This is a genomic window from Flavobacterium sp. AK-345 (assembly GCF_058310175.1).
On record NZ_JBZEER010000004.1, the window covers coordinates 153549 to 170195 of the forward strand.

Annotated in this window: 12 protein-coding genes and 1 tRNA gene; 7 read left to right on the forward strand and 6 right to left on the reverse strand. The window is 34.0% G+C overall.

What is annotated here, in order from left to right:
* Positions 1-13 precede the first annotated feature (13 nt).
* From AC4FQ3_RS09835 to AC4FQ3_RS09855, 5 genes are all read right to left on the reverse strand, one after another.
* The gene (locus tag AC4FQ3_RS09835) at positions 14-250 is read right to left on the reverse strand and encodes a hypothetical protein (protein WP_491181726.1); all 237 of its coding nucleotides are present in this window, start codon (positions 248-250) and stop codon (positions 14-16) included.
* Positions 251-747: 497 nt separating this feature from the next.
* Positions 748-821: transfer RNA gene (locus tag AC4FQ3_RS09840), tRNA-Ile, on the reverse strand.
* Positions 822-967: 146 nt separating this feature from the next.
* The gene (gene mce, locus AC4FQ3_RS09845) at positions 968-1372 is read right to left on the reverse strand and encodes a methylmalonyl-CoA epimerase (RefSeq protein WP_491181727.1); all 405 of its coding nucleotides are present in this window, start codon (positions 1370-1372) and stop codon (positions 968-970) included.
* A 9-nt stretch (positions 1373-1381) separates the two neighbouring features.
* On the reverse strand, positions 1382-3736 hold the full coding sequence (locus tag AC4FQ3_RS09850) for a hypothetical protein (RefSeq protein ID WP_491181728.1): 2355 nt from the start codon (positions 3734-3736) through the stop codon (positions 1382-1384).
* Positions 3696-4700 carry a hypothetical protein gene (locus AC4FQ3_RS09855; protein WP_491181729.1) on the reverse strand — a complete coding sequence of 335 codons (1005 nt, stop codon included), beginning with the start codon at positions 4698-4700 and terminating at the stop codon, positions 3696-3698. The genes AC4FQ3_RS09850 and AC4FQ3_RS09855 overlap by 41 nt, the downstream gene beginning before the upstream one ends.
* 169 nt (positions 4701-4869) lie before the next feature.
* On the opposite strand from AC4FQ3_RS09855, the gene AC4FQ3_RS09860 reads away from it, so the two are divergent.
* Complete coding sequence (locus tag AC4FQ3_RS09860; RefSeq protein ID WP_491181730.1) at positions 4870-6558, forward strand: Ig-like domain-containing domain; 1689 nt, start codon at positions 4870-4872, stop codon at positions 6556-6558.
* A gap of 169 nt (positions 6559-6727) precedes the next feature.
* Here AC4FQ3_RS09860 and AC4FQ3_RS09865 read toward each other — a convergent pair whose 3' ends face one another.
* The gene (locus AC4FQ3_RS09865) at positions 6728-7495 is read right to left on the reverse strand and encodes a nitrilase family protein (protein ID WP_491181731.1); all 768 of its coding nucleotides are present in this window, start codon (positions 7493-7495) and stop codon (positions 6728-6730) included.
* A 234-nt stretch (positions 7496-7729) separates the two neighbouring features.
* Here AC4FQ3_RS09865 and AC4FQ3_RS09870 point away from each other — a divergent pair, with 234 nt between their 5' ends.
* From AC4FQ3_RS09870 to AC4FQ3_RS09895, 6 genes are all read left to right on the forward strand, one after another.
* Positions 7730-10885 (forward strand): SusC/RagA family TonB-linked outer membrane protein, encoded by a 3156-nt coding sequence (locus AC4FQ3_RS09870; protein WP_491181732.1) that lies wholly within the window; start codon positions 7730-7732, stop codon positions 10883-10885.
* 11 nt (positions 10886-10896) lie between these two features.
* Positions 10897-12426, forward strand: coding sequence for a SusD/RagB family nutrient-binding outer membrane lipoprotein (locus AC4FQ3_RS09875; RefSeq protein WP_491181733.1), 1530 nt, complete (start codon positions 10897-10899; stop codon positions 12424-12426).
* A gap of 283 nt (positions 12427-12709) precedes the next feature.
* Positions 12710-14029, forward strand: coding sequence for a GntP family permease (locus AC4FQ3_RS09880; RefSeq protein ID WP_491181734.1), 1320 nt, complete (start codon positions 12710-12712; stop codon positions 14027-14029).
* A 4-nt stretch (positions 14030-14033) separates the two neighbouring features.
* Entirely contained in the window at positions 14034-14501 is a 468-nt protein-coding gene (locus AC4FQ3_RS09885; RefSeq protein ID WP_042565550.1) for a RidA family protein, read from the forward strand.
* A gap of 452 nt (positions 14502-14953) precedes the next feature.
* Positions 14954-15982, forward strand: coding sequence for a PfkB family carbohydrate kinase (locus tag AC4FQ3_RS09890; RefSeq protein ID WP_491181735.1), 1029 nt, complete (start codon positions 14954-14956; stop codon positions 15980-15982).
* Positions 15983-15998: 16 nt separating this feature from the next.
* A complete protein-coding gene (locus AC4FQ3_RS09895; RefSeq protein ID WP_115847882.1) occupies positions 15999-16646 on the forward strand; it encodes a beta/alpha barrel domain-containing protein in 648 nt (215 codons plus the stop codon).
* Position 16647 lies beyond the last annotated feature (1 nt).

The following is a 16647-nucleotide window of genomic DNA, read 5'->3' on the forward strand; positions in this document are numbered from 1 at the left end:
AAAAAGCTTCAATTTATATTGAAGCTTTTTTATTTAAATTATATCTGTATATCGTATGTATTCCAAAAGACAAACCACATATTAACAAAACTATTAAATATTCATTAATAGGCCCATCGACAGGTGGTGGTGGAATTGCCGAGGTTCTATTAGTACTAGTTGGCGCAGGCGGAGTTCCATCTGCCAGAACACTTGATACATTTATCAAGGCTATTAAAAATGCTAATAAAACAGTCTTTGTTATTTTCATAAATCTTAACGTATTGAAAAACAATAGTATATATTATTAAATTCAACTTTATTTATTATAATTCGCACAAAAACAATCTTTTACGCTTTATTACAGCGGCAAATGTAGAAGATTTTGTCTTAAATACAAGGTTTTTAAGCAAAACTTTGTGATTTTTTGTGTTCTTTTTCTAAATGTCAACAAATCATGTATTACAACATATCCTATTGCTCTTTTTTGTATTTACGAATATTTTTCACTTTTGGTTTTATGATAACCTATTTATAAATATAATAAGACAATAATATATTCTTTCAGGCTTCAAAATTCATAAATACTATTTATTCCATAAAATAAATTTCAAATTTCATTGACAGCTCTTTTCAAAGATCCAATTCAGAGTTATGAGTTTTTTAAATACCATTGCATAATAATTCCCTAATTTTTTGATCTGATTAGCCTGAATTTATTTCACAAAAAAAGCCCTTACATTTCTGTAAAGGCTTATTCTAAAACTGTGGTCCCACCTGGGCTCGAACCAGGGACCACCTGATTATGAGTCAGGTGCTCTAACCAGCTGAGCTATAGGACCGGTTTGAGGATGCAATATTACTACTATTTTTCGTTCACTCCAAATATTTTGAGGCTTGATTTGCATTTAATTTAAAATCATATCCACTCATGTTAAAAACACAATTGATTTTCAATATCTTATTTAAAAACCAAAACCAAGTTTTTTTATTTAATTTCCTGACAAAGCTCTACCAAAACGCCATTTGTATTCTTCGGATGTAAAAAAACAACCAATTTATTATCGGCACCTTTTTTAGGAACCTCATTAATCAGCACAAAACCTTCGCTTTTTAACCGTTCTATTTCTGCAACAATATCATCAACATCAAAAGCAATATGATGAATTCCTTCTCCTTTTTTTTCCAAAAACTTCGCAATTGGACTTTCTGGATTTGTCGCCATCAAAAGTTCAATTTTATTGGTTCCCGTTTGAAAAAAAGAAGTTAAAACGCCTTCACTTTCTACTTCTTCTGATTTATAAGAAGGAACACCTAATAACTTTTCGAACAAGATATTTGATTCCTCAATATTTTTTACTGCGATTCCTATATGTTCAATCTTATTTACCATTTGCTTTTATTATTGATTAATATAAGTATTAAAATAACCGCATTCCGAAATCACATCCTGATAATATTTTGTATCAGAATAATCCTTTTTCAAGGTTTTAAATCCATTCCAGGCGATAAAATTAACTTTGTCATCCTGAATTTCCCACCAGCTGTTTACGTTATTGTATTTAGTGTTGTAATATTCGTTGCGCTCGCATTTTGCCAGCATGTAAATACATTTTGCTTTTTGTTCTTTTGTCGTTGCCGCTTCTAATGCTTTTTGATAATACATTTTCGGCACATCACAATTTGTAATCATTTTTTTCATCGAATCTCTAAATGAATAGGGACTTGAACCGTAACCTACAATACTTATTTCATAGAAAGTTCTTCCATTTCCAAAATGTGTGATATTATAAAAAGCATTTCCTAACAATAAACTATTTGTATAAACATCTTCTTTTTGAGCCAGTTTATCCTGCATTTCTTTTATTGTGGTTAGAAAATCCAATTGAGAATATTTCTTTTTTTGATAAGCCGAATGATCACAATCGTGACAATCTTTTATATTTCCGTTAAACGGATTTCCTAAAAATTGATAATACTGAACAGAATCTGTTTGTTGAATAAAACCAATTGCTTCCGGAATTTTATTTTTAAAAGTTGCCTGAACTGCCTGAAAATTGCTAATATCTTTTACTTTCAAACTATAAATTCCTGCCGCTATTTTTTCGATTTCTGTTTTATCTGTTTTAGCCAAAAACGCTTTCATATCCAGTAAATTCTTTTCATTGTCATAAAAAGAATTTCCGCGACCCCAATAATTATCCGGAGTATCACCAAATAATTCTGCCATAACCGGATTTGATTTTGCTCTGTAAAGCGATGCTAAATAATTTTTACTCCACTGCGCTGCATTTTGATATCGGAATTCCTGCCCTTTATATGTTTTTGGCAGCTCCTGATAGAGCCAGTTCAAATCGGTTAAAATTGTTTTTTCATTTTTATCTGTAAGTTTATCAATCTTGCTCATATTGTTTACAAAACGAAGCAGCCTTAATTGAAGTTTTGCCAACTCAGTTTTAGGCATTGTTTTTTCGGCTTTGTCAAAGTTAGTTTCTGCTGTTGCATAATCGCCTTTTAACGTTTGTAAATATCCTAACGAGATATCCCATAAATAAGGTTTATTGGTATTTCCTGCCGCAGCAATTTTAGCAACTACATCAAATGCAGCCTTATCGATTTTACTTTTATTCAGCTCCTTGTTTTCGGCGACAGTTTGTTTTTTTGCCGGAAGATTATCTTTGGCATTTTCTTCAAACGAATTATTAATGCTTTGCTCCTGCCCGTTTACCAATCGGGTTAGCAAATAATTCAAATGCTCACTTTTTGGATCAAGTTCATAAATTTTAGCGATCGCTTTCTTCTCCTCTTTATAAAATCCATGGATTGCCCAAAGTGCTGCTTTTTCGCTATTATTTTTAGCCAAAAACAACGATTTATTCCAATCGGCATCATTTTGCGGATGAAAACTATAAGCCGTAACAATTCTCAATTCCGGACATTTGTCAAATACTTGTGCATACAGACAATTAGATTCTGAGTATTTTTTCTGTTTGTATTTTATTCCCGCAACATAAGAAAGTCCACGATAATACAATATATTTTTAGGAACTGATTTTTCTGTTTTATTAAAAAAATCAATCGCTTTTTGTTTGTTACTGCTATAGAAATAGGCTTTCATGGTAAGAAACCAATATCTGTTTTGCAAAAACATATCTTTGGTTGTATTGTAAACATTTTCAATAGACTGAATCATTTTAAAATCATTGAAAGTTTTGGCCACAACCGGATCATAACTCCAGTAATCTTCTCCTATAGAAACGGTTTCTATTTTTTGTGCCAAATACAAAAATTCGATAAAGCTCTTCACTTTATCATCTTTCAAATTGATTTTCTTTCCCCATTTTAAAGAAGTCGGATTGTCTTTTTTAGTTTTCAAAAAAACATGAAGCTGCGTAATATCGGTTTTATTCAGAGGTGTTTTTTTCTCAGATGAATACATTGGTGTTTCTTCTCCAATCAAAAAATAGCTTACCGTTGAAGCATCTGCTTTTCCCTTTAGATAATTTTCCCAGTCTGATTTTATATCTTCATTAAATCTGGAATTGTGCTGTGTATCAAAACCAATCCCGTAAAAAATATCTCCCGATAAAAAAAGCGGCGTATATGATTTATCCGTAAAAGTTTCGGGCGTAAAATTGGAGTTGTAACTAAAAAAATCCCAGTCGTCACCACCAGCGCAGGCATAAATTATTCCGTAAACAAAAAGGAAAGAAGCACTAGAAATAAGAAACAACTTGTTTAAAAATATTCTTTTCATAGGTATTTATATTGAATTCATCTAAATCGTAAAAAATAATTTCGTTTGGTGTCTGAGCTAAATTTTCATCCAACTCTTGTGCCATTTCTTTTAAATCTTCTGCAGAAATGGCTTCTATTTTGAGTTTATCGTTTTCTTCATAAAAAACTCCATTTTTATAATTGGATTTTTTTACTTTAAAGAATATTACATCAATTTGCTCGAAGTTTTTATCTTTTTTAAGTTCGCTTACATTTAATTTGGAACGCAAACCTATCACTTTTCCATCTCGAATATGAACTCCCCAGGAATAAATGGGCAAAGCAAAATCAAGATGCAACGGATATTTCTTTAAACTTTTAAGATACCTTTCGGCAATTTTAGAGCTGTAAATAGAATTTTCCGCATCGGGCGCAATTGAACCCATATTATAGTACATTAAAACTCCGGAATCTACATTTGGAATTTTGGTTTTTTTGAAATATTTAACCTGATGCAATCGTATTGTTGCGGAAAGTTTTTTATGCGAAAGTTTCTTAAACCGTTCAATAAACTTCAAATAATTCCCTTTACTTTCAAGCGTCCAGTCGCAATCAATTTGAATTTCCTGAGATACAATTTTGTTTTTTGCATTTATTTCTTCAACCAAACGAAAAGTCTTTTGAGCTAAATCTTCAATATCAAGATTAGTTTGCAGCATAACTTTGTTTTTGATAAAAACAACCGGAACAACTTCAAAACCATTCATACTTTCCTGAAAATGTATCGGACTTATCGGAATTGGTTCTTTAGATTCGGGATGTAAACCAATATCAAAATAGCGAATATAAAGCTTCGTGACGTTGTTTTCCCTCAAAACCTCTTTCTCGGTTTCAGACAATTTGAAGATAGTTTTCCAATAATAAAAAGATACAATTGGCTCTTTTGTTTTGCTACAGGAAACAAGCAGTAAAAACACAAAACCAATTAAAATATTATTTTTCAAACCAATTAAATTAAATGCAGATTCAAAAGTAAGAAATTATAATCCGGTTTCTGAATCGAACTTCAAAAAAACAAGAAAAACTGAAAGTCCGAATTCCTAATAAATAGATAAAAAATTTCGATTAAAGCAAATATAATCGTTATTTTGTGCAATCAAATTTAAAACAGTTATGTTGAAAAACAACTTCAAATATATTTCATTTCTATTAGTATTGTTAATGATGAGCTGTGCCAAAAGAGGCAGCATTACCGGCGGATTAAAAGACACTTTGGCGCCTGTGCTAAGCTCAAGTTCGCCTAAAAACTTCAATACTGATTTTAAAGGAGATCAAATCGTCTTAAATTTTGATGAATATGTTAAGCTTAAAAACCTTAACAAGCAGCTTGTTATTTCACCACCAATGAAACACGAGCCTCTTATTACACCAACAAATGTCAGTAAAGTTTTAACGATAAAAATCAAAGACACCTTACAACCTAATACAACATACAGTTTTAATTTTGGGCAAAGTATTACAGACAATAATGAAGGTAATGCGATGAACCAATTTAAATACATTTTTTCAACCGGGCCTTATATCGATTCGCTTTCTATTGGCGGTATTGTTAAAGATGCTTACGAAAAAAATGTCGATAATTTTGTTTCGGTAATGCTGTATGAAGTAAATGACAAATACAAAGATTCTGTAGTTTATAAAGATCTTCCAAGATATATTACGAATACTTTAGACAGTTTGAGAACCTTTAAACTTGAAAATTTAAAAGCAGGAAAATATCTTTTGGTAGCCATGAAAGATAAAGGCAGCAACAATAAATTTAATCCTAAAGATGATAAAATTGGGTTTATAAAACATTTTATTACTGTACCAAATGATACGCTGTTTGAATTAGAATTATTTAAAGAAACACTACCTCTAAAAACCTTAAAACCAATACAAGCTTCTGGAAACAGATTGTTTTTACCGTATGAAGGAAAACAAAATTTCAAACTTTCCCAACCAAAAATTGTTCTTAAAAACAATGATGAAATACTGGAAACTATTGTAACACAATTTCCTAAAAAAGATTCTTTGCAAGTTTGGTACAAACCTTTAAAAGCAGATTCGTTACAGCTGGAAGTAACAAAAGAGAATTATAATAAAAAATTTACTTTTAAAATTAAGGATCAAAAGAAAGACACTTTAAATATAACAGCAGTACAAAACGGGGTTATTAATTTTAGAGACAGATTTACTTTAGAAACTGCAACGCCATTAGTAAAATTTGATAAGTCGAAAATTAAACTAATCAATAAAGATTCGCTTGACATAGATTTTACGACAGAATACAATGAACTGGAGCAAAAATTATATGTTGATTTTAAGAAAGAACCTTTAGAAAAATACAAGTTTACTTTTCTCCCGGGTGCTCTGACTGATTTTTACGATAACGTAAACGACACTTTATCGTATAAATTGACTACGAAAGAATATGCAGATTACGGGAATTTAGTTTTGAATTTGAAAAACGTAAAAAGGTTTCCAATCATTGTAGAAATAACCAATAAAAAAGGCGATGTTGTATTGGCCAGTGACTATTCTGAAGGCAATACAAAAATTCAATTTGACTTATTGCAGCCGGAATCATTTACGCTGCGAATAACGTATGACGATAATAAAAACAAAATATACGATTCTGGTAATTTCTTAAGTAAAACCTATGCCGAAGAAGTATTTTATTATCAAAAAGAAATCGATGTTCGAACCAATTGGGACGTTGATGAAACTATCGATTTAAGTATTCCGTATAATCCTGAAGTCGAGAAAAAAGAAACCGACAAGAAGAAAAAAGAAGAACAGAAAAAGAAAAAAGCGTTCTAAATTAAACTATTCAGCCTAGCAGAAATTTGACACGGATTTCACGAATTAGCACGAATACAAAATAAATTGATTCACCAAAAACATTCACAATGTAATTTGTGCAAATTTGTGTAATTCGTGTTATTTTTATTTAAATCCTGTATTAATTTACTCAAGATTAAATAGTTAGCTAAATTTTAATTTCGAAAGTATCTTTATCGCTTAGAAAATCTAGTTTTTTTCTAGTTTCCACCATAACATTTTTATCCAGTTCGACCACAAAAACACCTTCAGTTTCTTGTGGTTCGAGGATATAATTTCCTAAAAAATCAACAGCTTGCGAATGCCCAATATGCTCATAATTATTGGCATCCAAACCTATTCTGTTTACGCCAACAACATAACTCAGGTTTTCTACGGCGCGTGCTTTTAGCAAAATATCCCAGGCGTTTGTGCGCACTTTTGGCCAGTTGGCCACATATATAAGTAAATCGTAATTTTCTACATTTCGCGCAAAAACCGGAAATCTTAAATCGTAACAAACCTGCAGGCAAATTTTCCAGCCCAAATAATCAACAATCACTTTTTCGGTTCCGGCAGTATAGGTTTTATCTTCGCCGGCGAGCGTAAACAAATGTCTTTTATTGTAATATTGAATTTCTCCGGAAGGAAAAACAAAGAACATTCTGTTATAAAACTGTTCATTTTCGGTGATTACCAAACTTCCCGTGATTGCACAATTTTTCTGTTTTGCTATTGCCTGCATCCACAAAACAGTTTCGCCCTGCATGGTTTCGGCTACAGCCAAAGCATTCATGGTGAATCCGGTAGAAAACATTTCGGGCAAAACGATCAAATTAACTTCTGAATCAATTTGATTTATTTTCGATTCGAAAGCATTTCTATTTTTAGAAACATCTACCCAATAAAGATCTGATTGTATAAGTGCAATTTTCATAATTCAAAAATACGAATTTTAATATGAAAATTATTTTTTGCAAAAAAAGTCTATTCTGCAAAAATTTCTCAAAACACCGCTAAAAATCATGCTTCTTTTGGAAATTAAAAATACTTCAGAAAATAATATTGCAAAAAATATGCATTTTATGCAAAAAATATGCAAAGGTGAAAGATATTTATATATATTTGAACATCAATGCAAAACCAAAAAAACAACTAACCAAAAAAAATTATGAAAACAAGGCTAATTTCATTAGTGTTTATCGGAGGAATCATCTTCTCCGCAAACGCCAAAGAGATTGCAATAAAAAAGCATCTTTTTGAACAACAAAGCAATCAGGTTGAAATCTCGGGTCAGATTTTAGGCCAGGATGACGGTCTGCCAATTGCCGGAGCTACTATTTATGCAGAAAGCAATAATAAAATTGCAACAATATCTGACGAAAACGGAAAATTTAAATTAACCGTTCCGGAAAACGAAGCCCATATTATTGTAACGTACATGGGTTATGAAACTTTATCATTTGCTTTAATTAAAACGACAAGTTTAGTAATCCGACTAAAACCTGCAGAAAATGTTCTGGAACAAGTTTTAGTAACCGCGCTTGGAGTTAAAAAAAGCAGCAAATCAGTCGCATATGCTGTAACAGAACTTAAAGGGACAGAATTTACAAAAGCAAAAGAAACTAATATAGCCAACGCATTAGTTGGAAAAATTGCCGGTGTAAACGTAAGCAGCACCGCAACGGGACCAAACGGATCGAGCAGAGTTGTGATTCGTGGAAACGGTTCCTTAAACGGAAACAACCAGCCGATGTATGTGGTAAATGATTTGCCGATTGATAATACGCAATTGAATTTACCGGGAATTGGAAACGGTGCCGGATCAACAAGAATAAATGTGGACCGAGGCGACGGAACTTCGGTCATAAATCCGGATGATATTAAAACTATTACGGTTCTTAAAGGTGGAACGGCTGCGGCTCTTTATGGCGCAAATGCTGCAAATGGTGTCATTTTGATTCAGACAAAAAGAGGTGCAGCACAACAAGGAATTGGCGTTGAGTACAATAGTTCTTTTACTTTTGAAACGCCATCTATTACTCCGGATTGGCAATATGAATATGGTTCTGGAGCAAATGGCCTAAAACCAACAACTCAAGCCGAAGCCATTGCTACCGGACGCTGGTCATGGGGCGCAAAAATGGACGGAAGTAATGTTATTCAATTTGATGGTGTTGCGAGACCTTATGTAGCACAAAAAGATAATATCAAAAATTTCTATAAAACAGGAACAACTTTTATCAATTCGATTGCTTTATCTGGTGGAAATGAAAAAGCTACAGGACGTCTTTCGTTTTCGAATATGGACAATGAAAGTGTTTTGCCAAATTCAGGTTTTAACCGCAAAACTTTGAATATTGCCGGAAATGTTAACTTAACAGACTGGTTAAAGTTTGATGTGGTAACACAATATAATTTAGAAAAATCAGAAAACAGACCTACCGTTTCTGATGCTGAAGCAAATGCCAACTGGGGAACTTACATGATTGCAAACACTGTCGACATTAGAAATCTTGCCCCGGGCTATGATGCAAATGGTGTTGAAGAAGCATGGAACCCGGTTGCCGTTGCTACAAACCCTTATTTTGTGGTAAATAAAATTAAAAACCGCGATACTAAAAACCGTTTCATCGGAATGGTAAATGTGAAATTGAATTTTACCCGCGATTTATTCCTTCAGGGTAGAATTGGTCAGGATTATACAGATTATGATTTCTTCGGATACATCCCAAAAACAACTTTAAACAATCCGGTTGGATATGCGCAGGGTTCACGAATGAAATTATCCAACTTAAACTCAGAAGCAATTCTTAATTACACTAAGAAAAACATTTACAAAGAATTCTCATTAAACGCATTAGTTGGGGTTAATTCAAGAACAACGCTTAGGGACGAAACTAAAGTAGAAGGATCAAATTTTGTACTAGATGATTTTTATGCTTTGAGCAATTTATCGACTTTGGCTTATAGTTATCCTTACGGAAAAACCAAAACAAACTCTGTTTACGGCGCTGTCGATTTAGATTATAAAAACATTGTTTTCTTAAACTTTACAGGTCGTCAGGATTGGTTTTCGACTTTATCTGCAGAAAACAATACAGTGTTTTATCCGTCTGTAGGAACAAGTATCATTGTTTCGGATATTATTACAATGCCTGAATTTGTTTCATTTGCAAAACTTAGATCTTCCTGGGCCGAGGTTGGTGGCGCAACTCCTGATCCGTACGCATTAAATCAATCCTACTCCATGATTCAGGGAGGACACAACGGTCAGCAATTGCAAGGCCCGACAAGTTCAAGAGTCCCTAATTCGACTTTAAGTCCGTTAACTTCTACAACATTTGAAGTTGGAACTGATTTAGGTTTTTTTAATAATCGCTTAAATATAGATTTTGCATGGTACAATCGTGCCACTACAAATGATATTGTCGAAACTACAATTTCTACAGCTTCAGGAGCAAACACAGCTTTATTGAACCTTGGAAAAATGAGAAATAAAGGTGTTGAACTTTTGCTTACCGGAAAAATCATCAACAATAAAAACTTTTCGTGGGATGCTACTTTCAACGGATCATACAATAAAAATACCGTTGAAGCACTTACAGATCAGCTAAACTCGATTACAATGGCAACTTCTGTAAACGGTTACGTAACAATTGCAAGTGATGTTGGTCGCCCATACAGTATCATAAAAGGATACAAACCTCGTGTTGATGCTAATGGAAATACAGTTTATAACGTAAGCGGTGGTTCTGCAACCATAGCACAAGGTCCGCTTGAAGAATTAGGTCAGGGAGTTCACCCTTGGGGAGCGGGAATCAGCAATGAATTTAAATACAAAAATGTCTCTTTCAGCTTTTTAATTGATGGGAAATTCGGCGGAAGCTTATACTCTGGAACTGATTTGTACGGAACTCGTATGGGTTTAACCAAATTAACACTTGAAGGTCGTGAATCAGGTTTGCCAATTTCCGGAGTTGACACAAACGGAAACCCGGTAAATATGGTTATTGCTCCTGAAAATTTGAGAACCTATTATGACGGTTTAAGAAACATCTCGTCCACTTTTGTTTATGATGCAAGTTTCATCAAACTGAGACAAATTATTTTGGGTTATTCGTTGCCAATTGAAAAAATAAAAGGTTTGTCTAAACTTCAGGGCGCTTCTCTTTCATTCGTAGCAAGAAACTTATTCATTCTTTACAAGAAAACACCAAACGTAGATCCCGAATCTGTATTTAGTGCAGGAAATGCTCAGGGTGTTGAACAATTTGGAGTGCCAAAAACAAGAAGTTTCGGTTTAAGTTTAAACGTTAAATTCTAAAATTAAAAGACATGAAAAAGATAACCATTTTATATATCACAGGCGTACTTTTAGCTAGTATGACAAGCTGTACCAAAGATTTTGAAGAAATAAATACGAACCCGAATGTTGTTGAAAAACCAAACCCGAATTTCATTTTCAGCAAATCTATTTTAGACGGTTTAAACAATAATTATTTTGCTACGAATATTCTGGAGTGTGGCGGAATGTTACAGCATTATGCCACTTATAAAGAAGCATCCGGAGTTGGAGATAAATATTTGAGCAATGAAGTTTATTTTTCGGCTTACTTTAATCAGGTTTATCCAACGGCTTTAAACGAAACCGAAATTGTAATTGATGCCGTAAAAGGTAATGAAAACGACAGCAATAAACTGAATGTTGCCAGAATCTGGAAAGCGTATTTGTATCACAGAATTACAGATTTATACGGAGATATTCCGTACACAGAAGCTGCAAAAGCAAACAGCACGCAAATATTTCTGCCAAAATACGATACGCAGGAATTTATCTATAAAGATTTATTGAAAGAATTAGACGAAGCTGCTTTGGCATTAGATCCAGCAAAACCAACTTTTGGAAATGCCGATTTTATCTACAACGGCGATGTGGCAAAATGGAAAAAATTCTCGTATTCGCTAATGCTTCGTTTGGCAATGCGATTAACAAAAGTTGATCCGGCATTGGCACAAACCTGGGCAAATAAAGCAATCGCCGGCGGTGTAATTTTGAATACTGCCGACAATGCCATTATGAAATATACAGACGGTCCAAATGATATCAACAGAAATCCGGTTGGTTTTGATTCGAGAAAACAAGATTTTACCGCAGGATCTTTTGGACAGAAAAATGTGGAAGGCGGAAAATTATCCAAAACATTTATAGATTTACTTCAGGCGACTGCAGATCCAAGAATTAGTGTTTATGCAGGCGTTTGGGAAGGAACGGTACAAAACACAAGTCTTGCGGTACAAAAAGGTTTTCCGAACGGAACAAAAATAGCACCAACACCAATAGAACAAGCGACTTATTCTGAACCAAATCAAAGTACGGTTTTTAAATATGATGCGCCAATTATGATTTTAAGCAATGCCGAAACTAATTTTCTGTTAGCCGAAGCTGCTGCAAGAGGCTGGTACACCGGAGAAACCGATCAGGCTTTATATGAAAAAGGTGTAAAAGCTTCATTTTTAAACATGGGAATTTACGGAACAGCGTACACAATTGCAGATGCAACGCCTTATTTAACATCAAATCCATTCAACGCCGCCGGGTCTTTTGAAGATAAAATGAATCAAATTCATACTCAAATCTGGATTGCCCTTTTTGTAGACGAGCAGGAAGTTTATGCCAATTGGAGAAGAACTGGATATCCGGTTTTAGTTCCGGTAAACTTTCCCGGAAATGTTACAAACGGCACAATTCCAAGACGTTTCAGATATCCAACCAGCGAATATTCAGTCAATTCAGCTAACTTAGCAGAAGCGGTTAAACGCCAAGGCGAAGATAATTTCACGACAAGAATTTGGTGGGATAAATAATAGTAAATGTTTTTTGCAAATAATTCAACAAATAAGTTGGCTGCTAAAAAAGTATAATCCCTACGGGATATTTCCAGGGTGTGCCTTTCGTTATTCTACCAATATTTAACTCCTAACGGAGTAATAAAAAATATCTCGGAGAGATTACATATTGGTAGAAATTAATTTTTTTGTGCCATTTTTTTGTCCCGTAGGGACTACAAACTTGAATTAATTTAAAGACATAAAACATAGTTTCAAAGATTTTTAATTTTTAATTCTCAATTTTTAATTAAAAGAATAAATGAGCATATTAATTCTTACGGCATGCATTGCATTTTTGATCCTTCAAATTGCCTGGTTTAAAATCAATCCGTTTATTGCCTTTATCATAACAGCTTTACTGGCAGGTCTTTTTTTAGGTCTGCCAATAAACGCCTTATCGCAAACGGTACAAAAAGGTTTGGGCGAAATGTTGGGTTCGATTACGCTGATTATCGTTTTTGGAACCTGCATTGGTAAACTTACCGTTTCATCGGGCGCAGCCAATGTTATTGCAAAAACAGTTATGGGATGGACAGGCGAAAAATATGTCCGCTTAGGCTTAATGATTACCGGATTTATTGTTGGGATACCACTGTTTTATAGTGTTGGATTTGTTTTGTTAGTACCTTTAATCTTTTCAGTAGCCCGCCAATTTAAACTATCAAAAGTATATCTGGGAATCCCTATGCTTGCGTCACTTTCAGTTGCGCACGGTTTTTTGCCTCCACATCCGTCTCCAATGGCGTTAAGCAGTATTTTAAATGCTGATATTGGTCTTGTTTTAGTTTACGGAATCATCATTGCCGTTCCAACAATATTTATCGCGGGATTATTATTTTCAAATTTGCTCAAAAACATCAAAACAGAATCTGATCATGAAATTTTAAATGTTGAAGAAGTGGTAAACGAAGGTAAATTGCCGAGTTTCTTCACAAGTTTATTTTCTGCCTTATTTCCCGTTTTCGGATTAACGATAACTTCAATATTGCCATTAATTTCAGATAATGAAACACTACTAAATATTTGCAAAACAGTTGGCGAACCCAGTATAATCATGCTGATTTCCTTGCTTATTTGTACTTATACTTTAGGAATCAGAATGAACCGAAGTCTAACTTCTGTAATGGATGATTACGCCATTGCCATAAAAGATGTTGCACTAATTGTTTTAATTGTAGGCGGCGCCGGAAGTCTGAAAGAAGTGATGATCGTAAGCGGTGTCAACGAAACTATAGTTTCAACATTAACCCAAATCAACATTCATCCCTATTTACTTGCCTGGATTATGGCGGCAATTATCAGGGTTTGTGTAGGTTCTGCAACCGCGGCGGGATTAATGACTGCCAGCGTTTTATTACCTTTATTACAAACTAATAATCTCGACCCCAACTTATTAGTTTTATCTGTTGGAGCTGGAAGTTTGATGTGCTCGCACGTAAACGATCCGGGTTTCTGGATGTTCAAAGAATATTTTAATATCAGCCTGAAAGATACTTTTAAATCATGGACCGTAATGGAATCCTTAGTATCTGTTTTGGGAATTGTTTTCGTTTTTATTTTAAACTCTATAATACATTAATATCATGAATTTATTGCCTCAGGAAAAATTTGAAACCCTTGGCTTATCATTACCGCCAGCGCCTCAACCTCTTGGTATATATAAACCTTATTTAGTCGACGGAAAGTATTTGTACCTTTCTGGTCATGGTCCGGTTCGCGACGACAAATCTTTAATTATCGGGAGAATTGGCGACGATATGGATATTGAAGAAGGAAAACTGGCCGCCAGACAAGTGGGTTTAACCATGCTTTCGACAATTGTAACCAATTTTGGAAGTCTGAACAAAGTAAAAAGAGTTATAAAAGTATTGGGAATGGTGAATTGCAATGGCGATTTCCTTAGACATCCGTACGTAATAAACGGCTGCAGCGAATTATTCGCCGAAGTTTGGGGACAAGAAAACGGAATTGGCGTAAGAAGCGCCGTAGGAATGGGTTCTTTACCAGATAATATCCCCGTAGAAGTTGAAGCTGTTTTCGAATTATATTAGATTAAGAATTTAGCCCACAGATTTTACGGATTAAACAGATTCGCACAGATTATTTAGTTGAACCATTAAGATATTAAGTTTATTAAGAAGCTAAGCTTAATTTTTCTTAACCTTTTTAAGTTTCATTAAGTCAAGCTTAATTTTCTTAATCTCTTAATGGTAAAAAAAATTGAATGTTTAATTCAGTTAAACCATAACACATTAAGCTTTATTAAGAAGCCAAGCTTAATTTTTCTTAACCTTTTTTAAGTTTCATTAAATCAAGCTTAATTTTCTTAATCTCTTAATGGTAAAAAACATTGAATGTTTAATTCAGTTAAACCATAACACATTAAGCTTTATTAAGAAGCCAAGCTTAATTTTTCTTAACCTGATAAGTTTTATTAAGTCAAGCTTAATTTTCTTAATCTCTTAATGGTAAAATATTTAATCTGTGGCAAAAAACAAAAAATATGAATACAACACCACAAACAAGAATTGCAACTTTCGGAGAATTATTACTTCGGATGAATGTTGCAGATGGAAATCGTTTTACGCAGGCCAGTGATATTAAAGTTCACGTTGGCGGAGCCGAAGCCAATGTTTGTGTATTACTTTCTCAACTCGGCATTCAAACCGATTATATTACGAGATTACCGGAGAATGATTTGGCACAACTGGCCTTAAACGAATTGCAGAAATACAAAGTAAACACTTCAAAATGTGTTTATGGCGGAGAACGTTTGGGATTGTATTTTGTCGAAGCCGGAAATCAAATCAGACAATCGCAGGTTATTTACGACCGAAGCAATTCGTCTTTTGCAACCATTCAGAAAGATCAGATTAACTGGGATTTGGCTTTCGCCGATGTAACTCATTTTCACTGGTCTGGAATAAGTCCGGGCGTTTCAAACGAAGCTGGTTTGGTTTGTAAAGAAGCCATTCTTTCGGCACACAAAAAAGGATTGCCGATTTCTTCCGATTTTAATTATCGCTCAAAATTGTGGCAATACGGAAAACATCCGTCTGAAATTATGCCCGATTTGCTTCAATACAGTACGATAACCGTTGCAGATTTAGACGCAATTGAAATTTACTTCGGAATAAAAACCGATAAAAACGAATCTGATGCCAATCGTTTCAGGAAAACATTTGAGTTATTAAAAGAAAAAATGCCTTATCTGAAAACCCTTGCCATGAGTTTTAGAAAATCAGACGGACTGGCGCATTTATACAAAGGAATGTTGTTTCACGAAGACAAATTTTACGAAACAAAAGAATACAAAATACATTTGGTAACCGATCAAATTGGTTCCGGAGATGCCTTCAACGCAGGATTATTATACGGATTATCCAATAAATTATCGGCACAGGAATGTATCGACTGGGCAACAGCCTGCGGCGTAATCAAACAAAGTATTCACGGAGATTTCACCATGAGTAATCCAACAGAAATAAGTCATTTTATTGCAAATGGCGCGAGTAACAGAATCAATAGATAAAATTATATTTAAGCATATGTACAGCATTTTAAAAGCACAAGGCGTACTTCCGTTAGTAACACAAATCAATATCGAGACAGCCAAAATTGTGCTGCAGTCCGCCGCAGATGCTGGTATAAAAATTATCGAATTTGCTGCTCGTGCAGATAATGCTAAAGAGGTTTTCACTCAAATGGTTGCCTTTAAAAAAGCAAATAATTTAGATGTAAAAATTGCCGTTGGTTCTATTTTAAGCGTTGACGATGCCGAAATATTTCATCAATTGGGCGCAGATTGTATCGTTTGTCCGCATACTGATCCTGAAATTGGCAATTATTGTTTAAAAAATAATATTTACTGGATTCCCGGCGCAGCAACTTTAAACGAAATATTGCACGCCAATAAATTAGGTGCCGATGTTGTCAAACTTTTTCCTGCCGATAAAATTGGTGGACCAGGTTATGTGAAAGCGATTAGAGCGCCGTTTCCGAATTTAAGAATAATGCCAACCGGAGGCGTAACATTAGAAGAAAGCAATTTGAAATCATGGTTCAAATCCGGCGTTGTTTGTGTTGGAATTGGTTCTAATTTATTTTCGAAAGAAATGCTTTTGAATTTAACTTATGAAGAATCGCTTCAGGCTTTTCAAAATTTAATTGAAGTGGTAGAAAAAACAAGAAACTAGA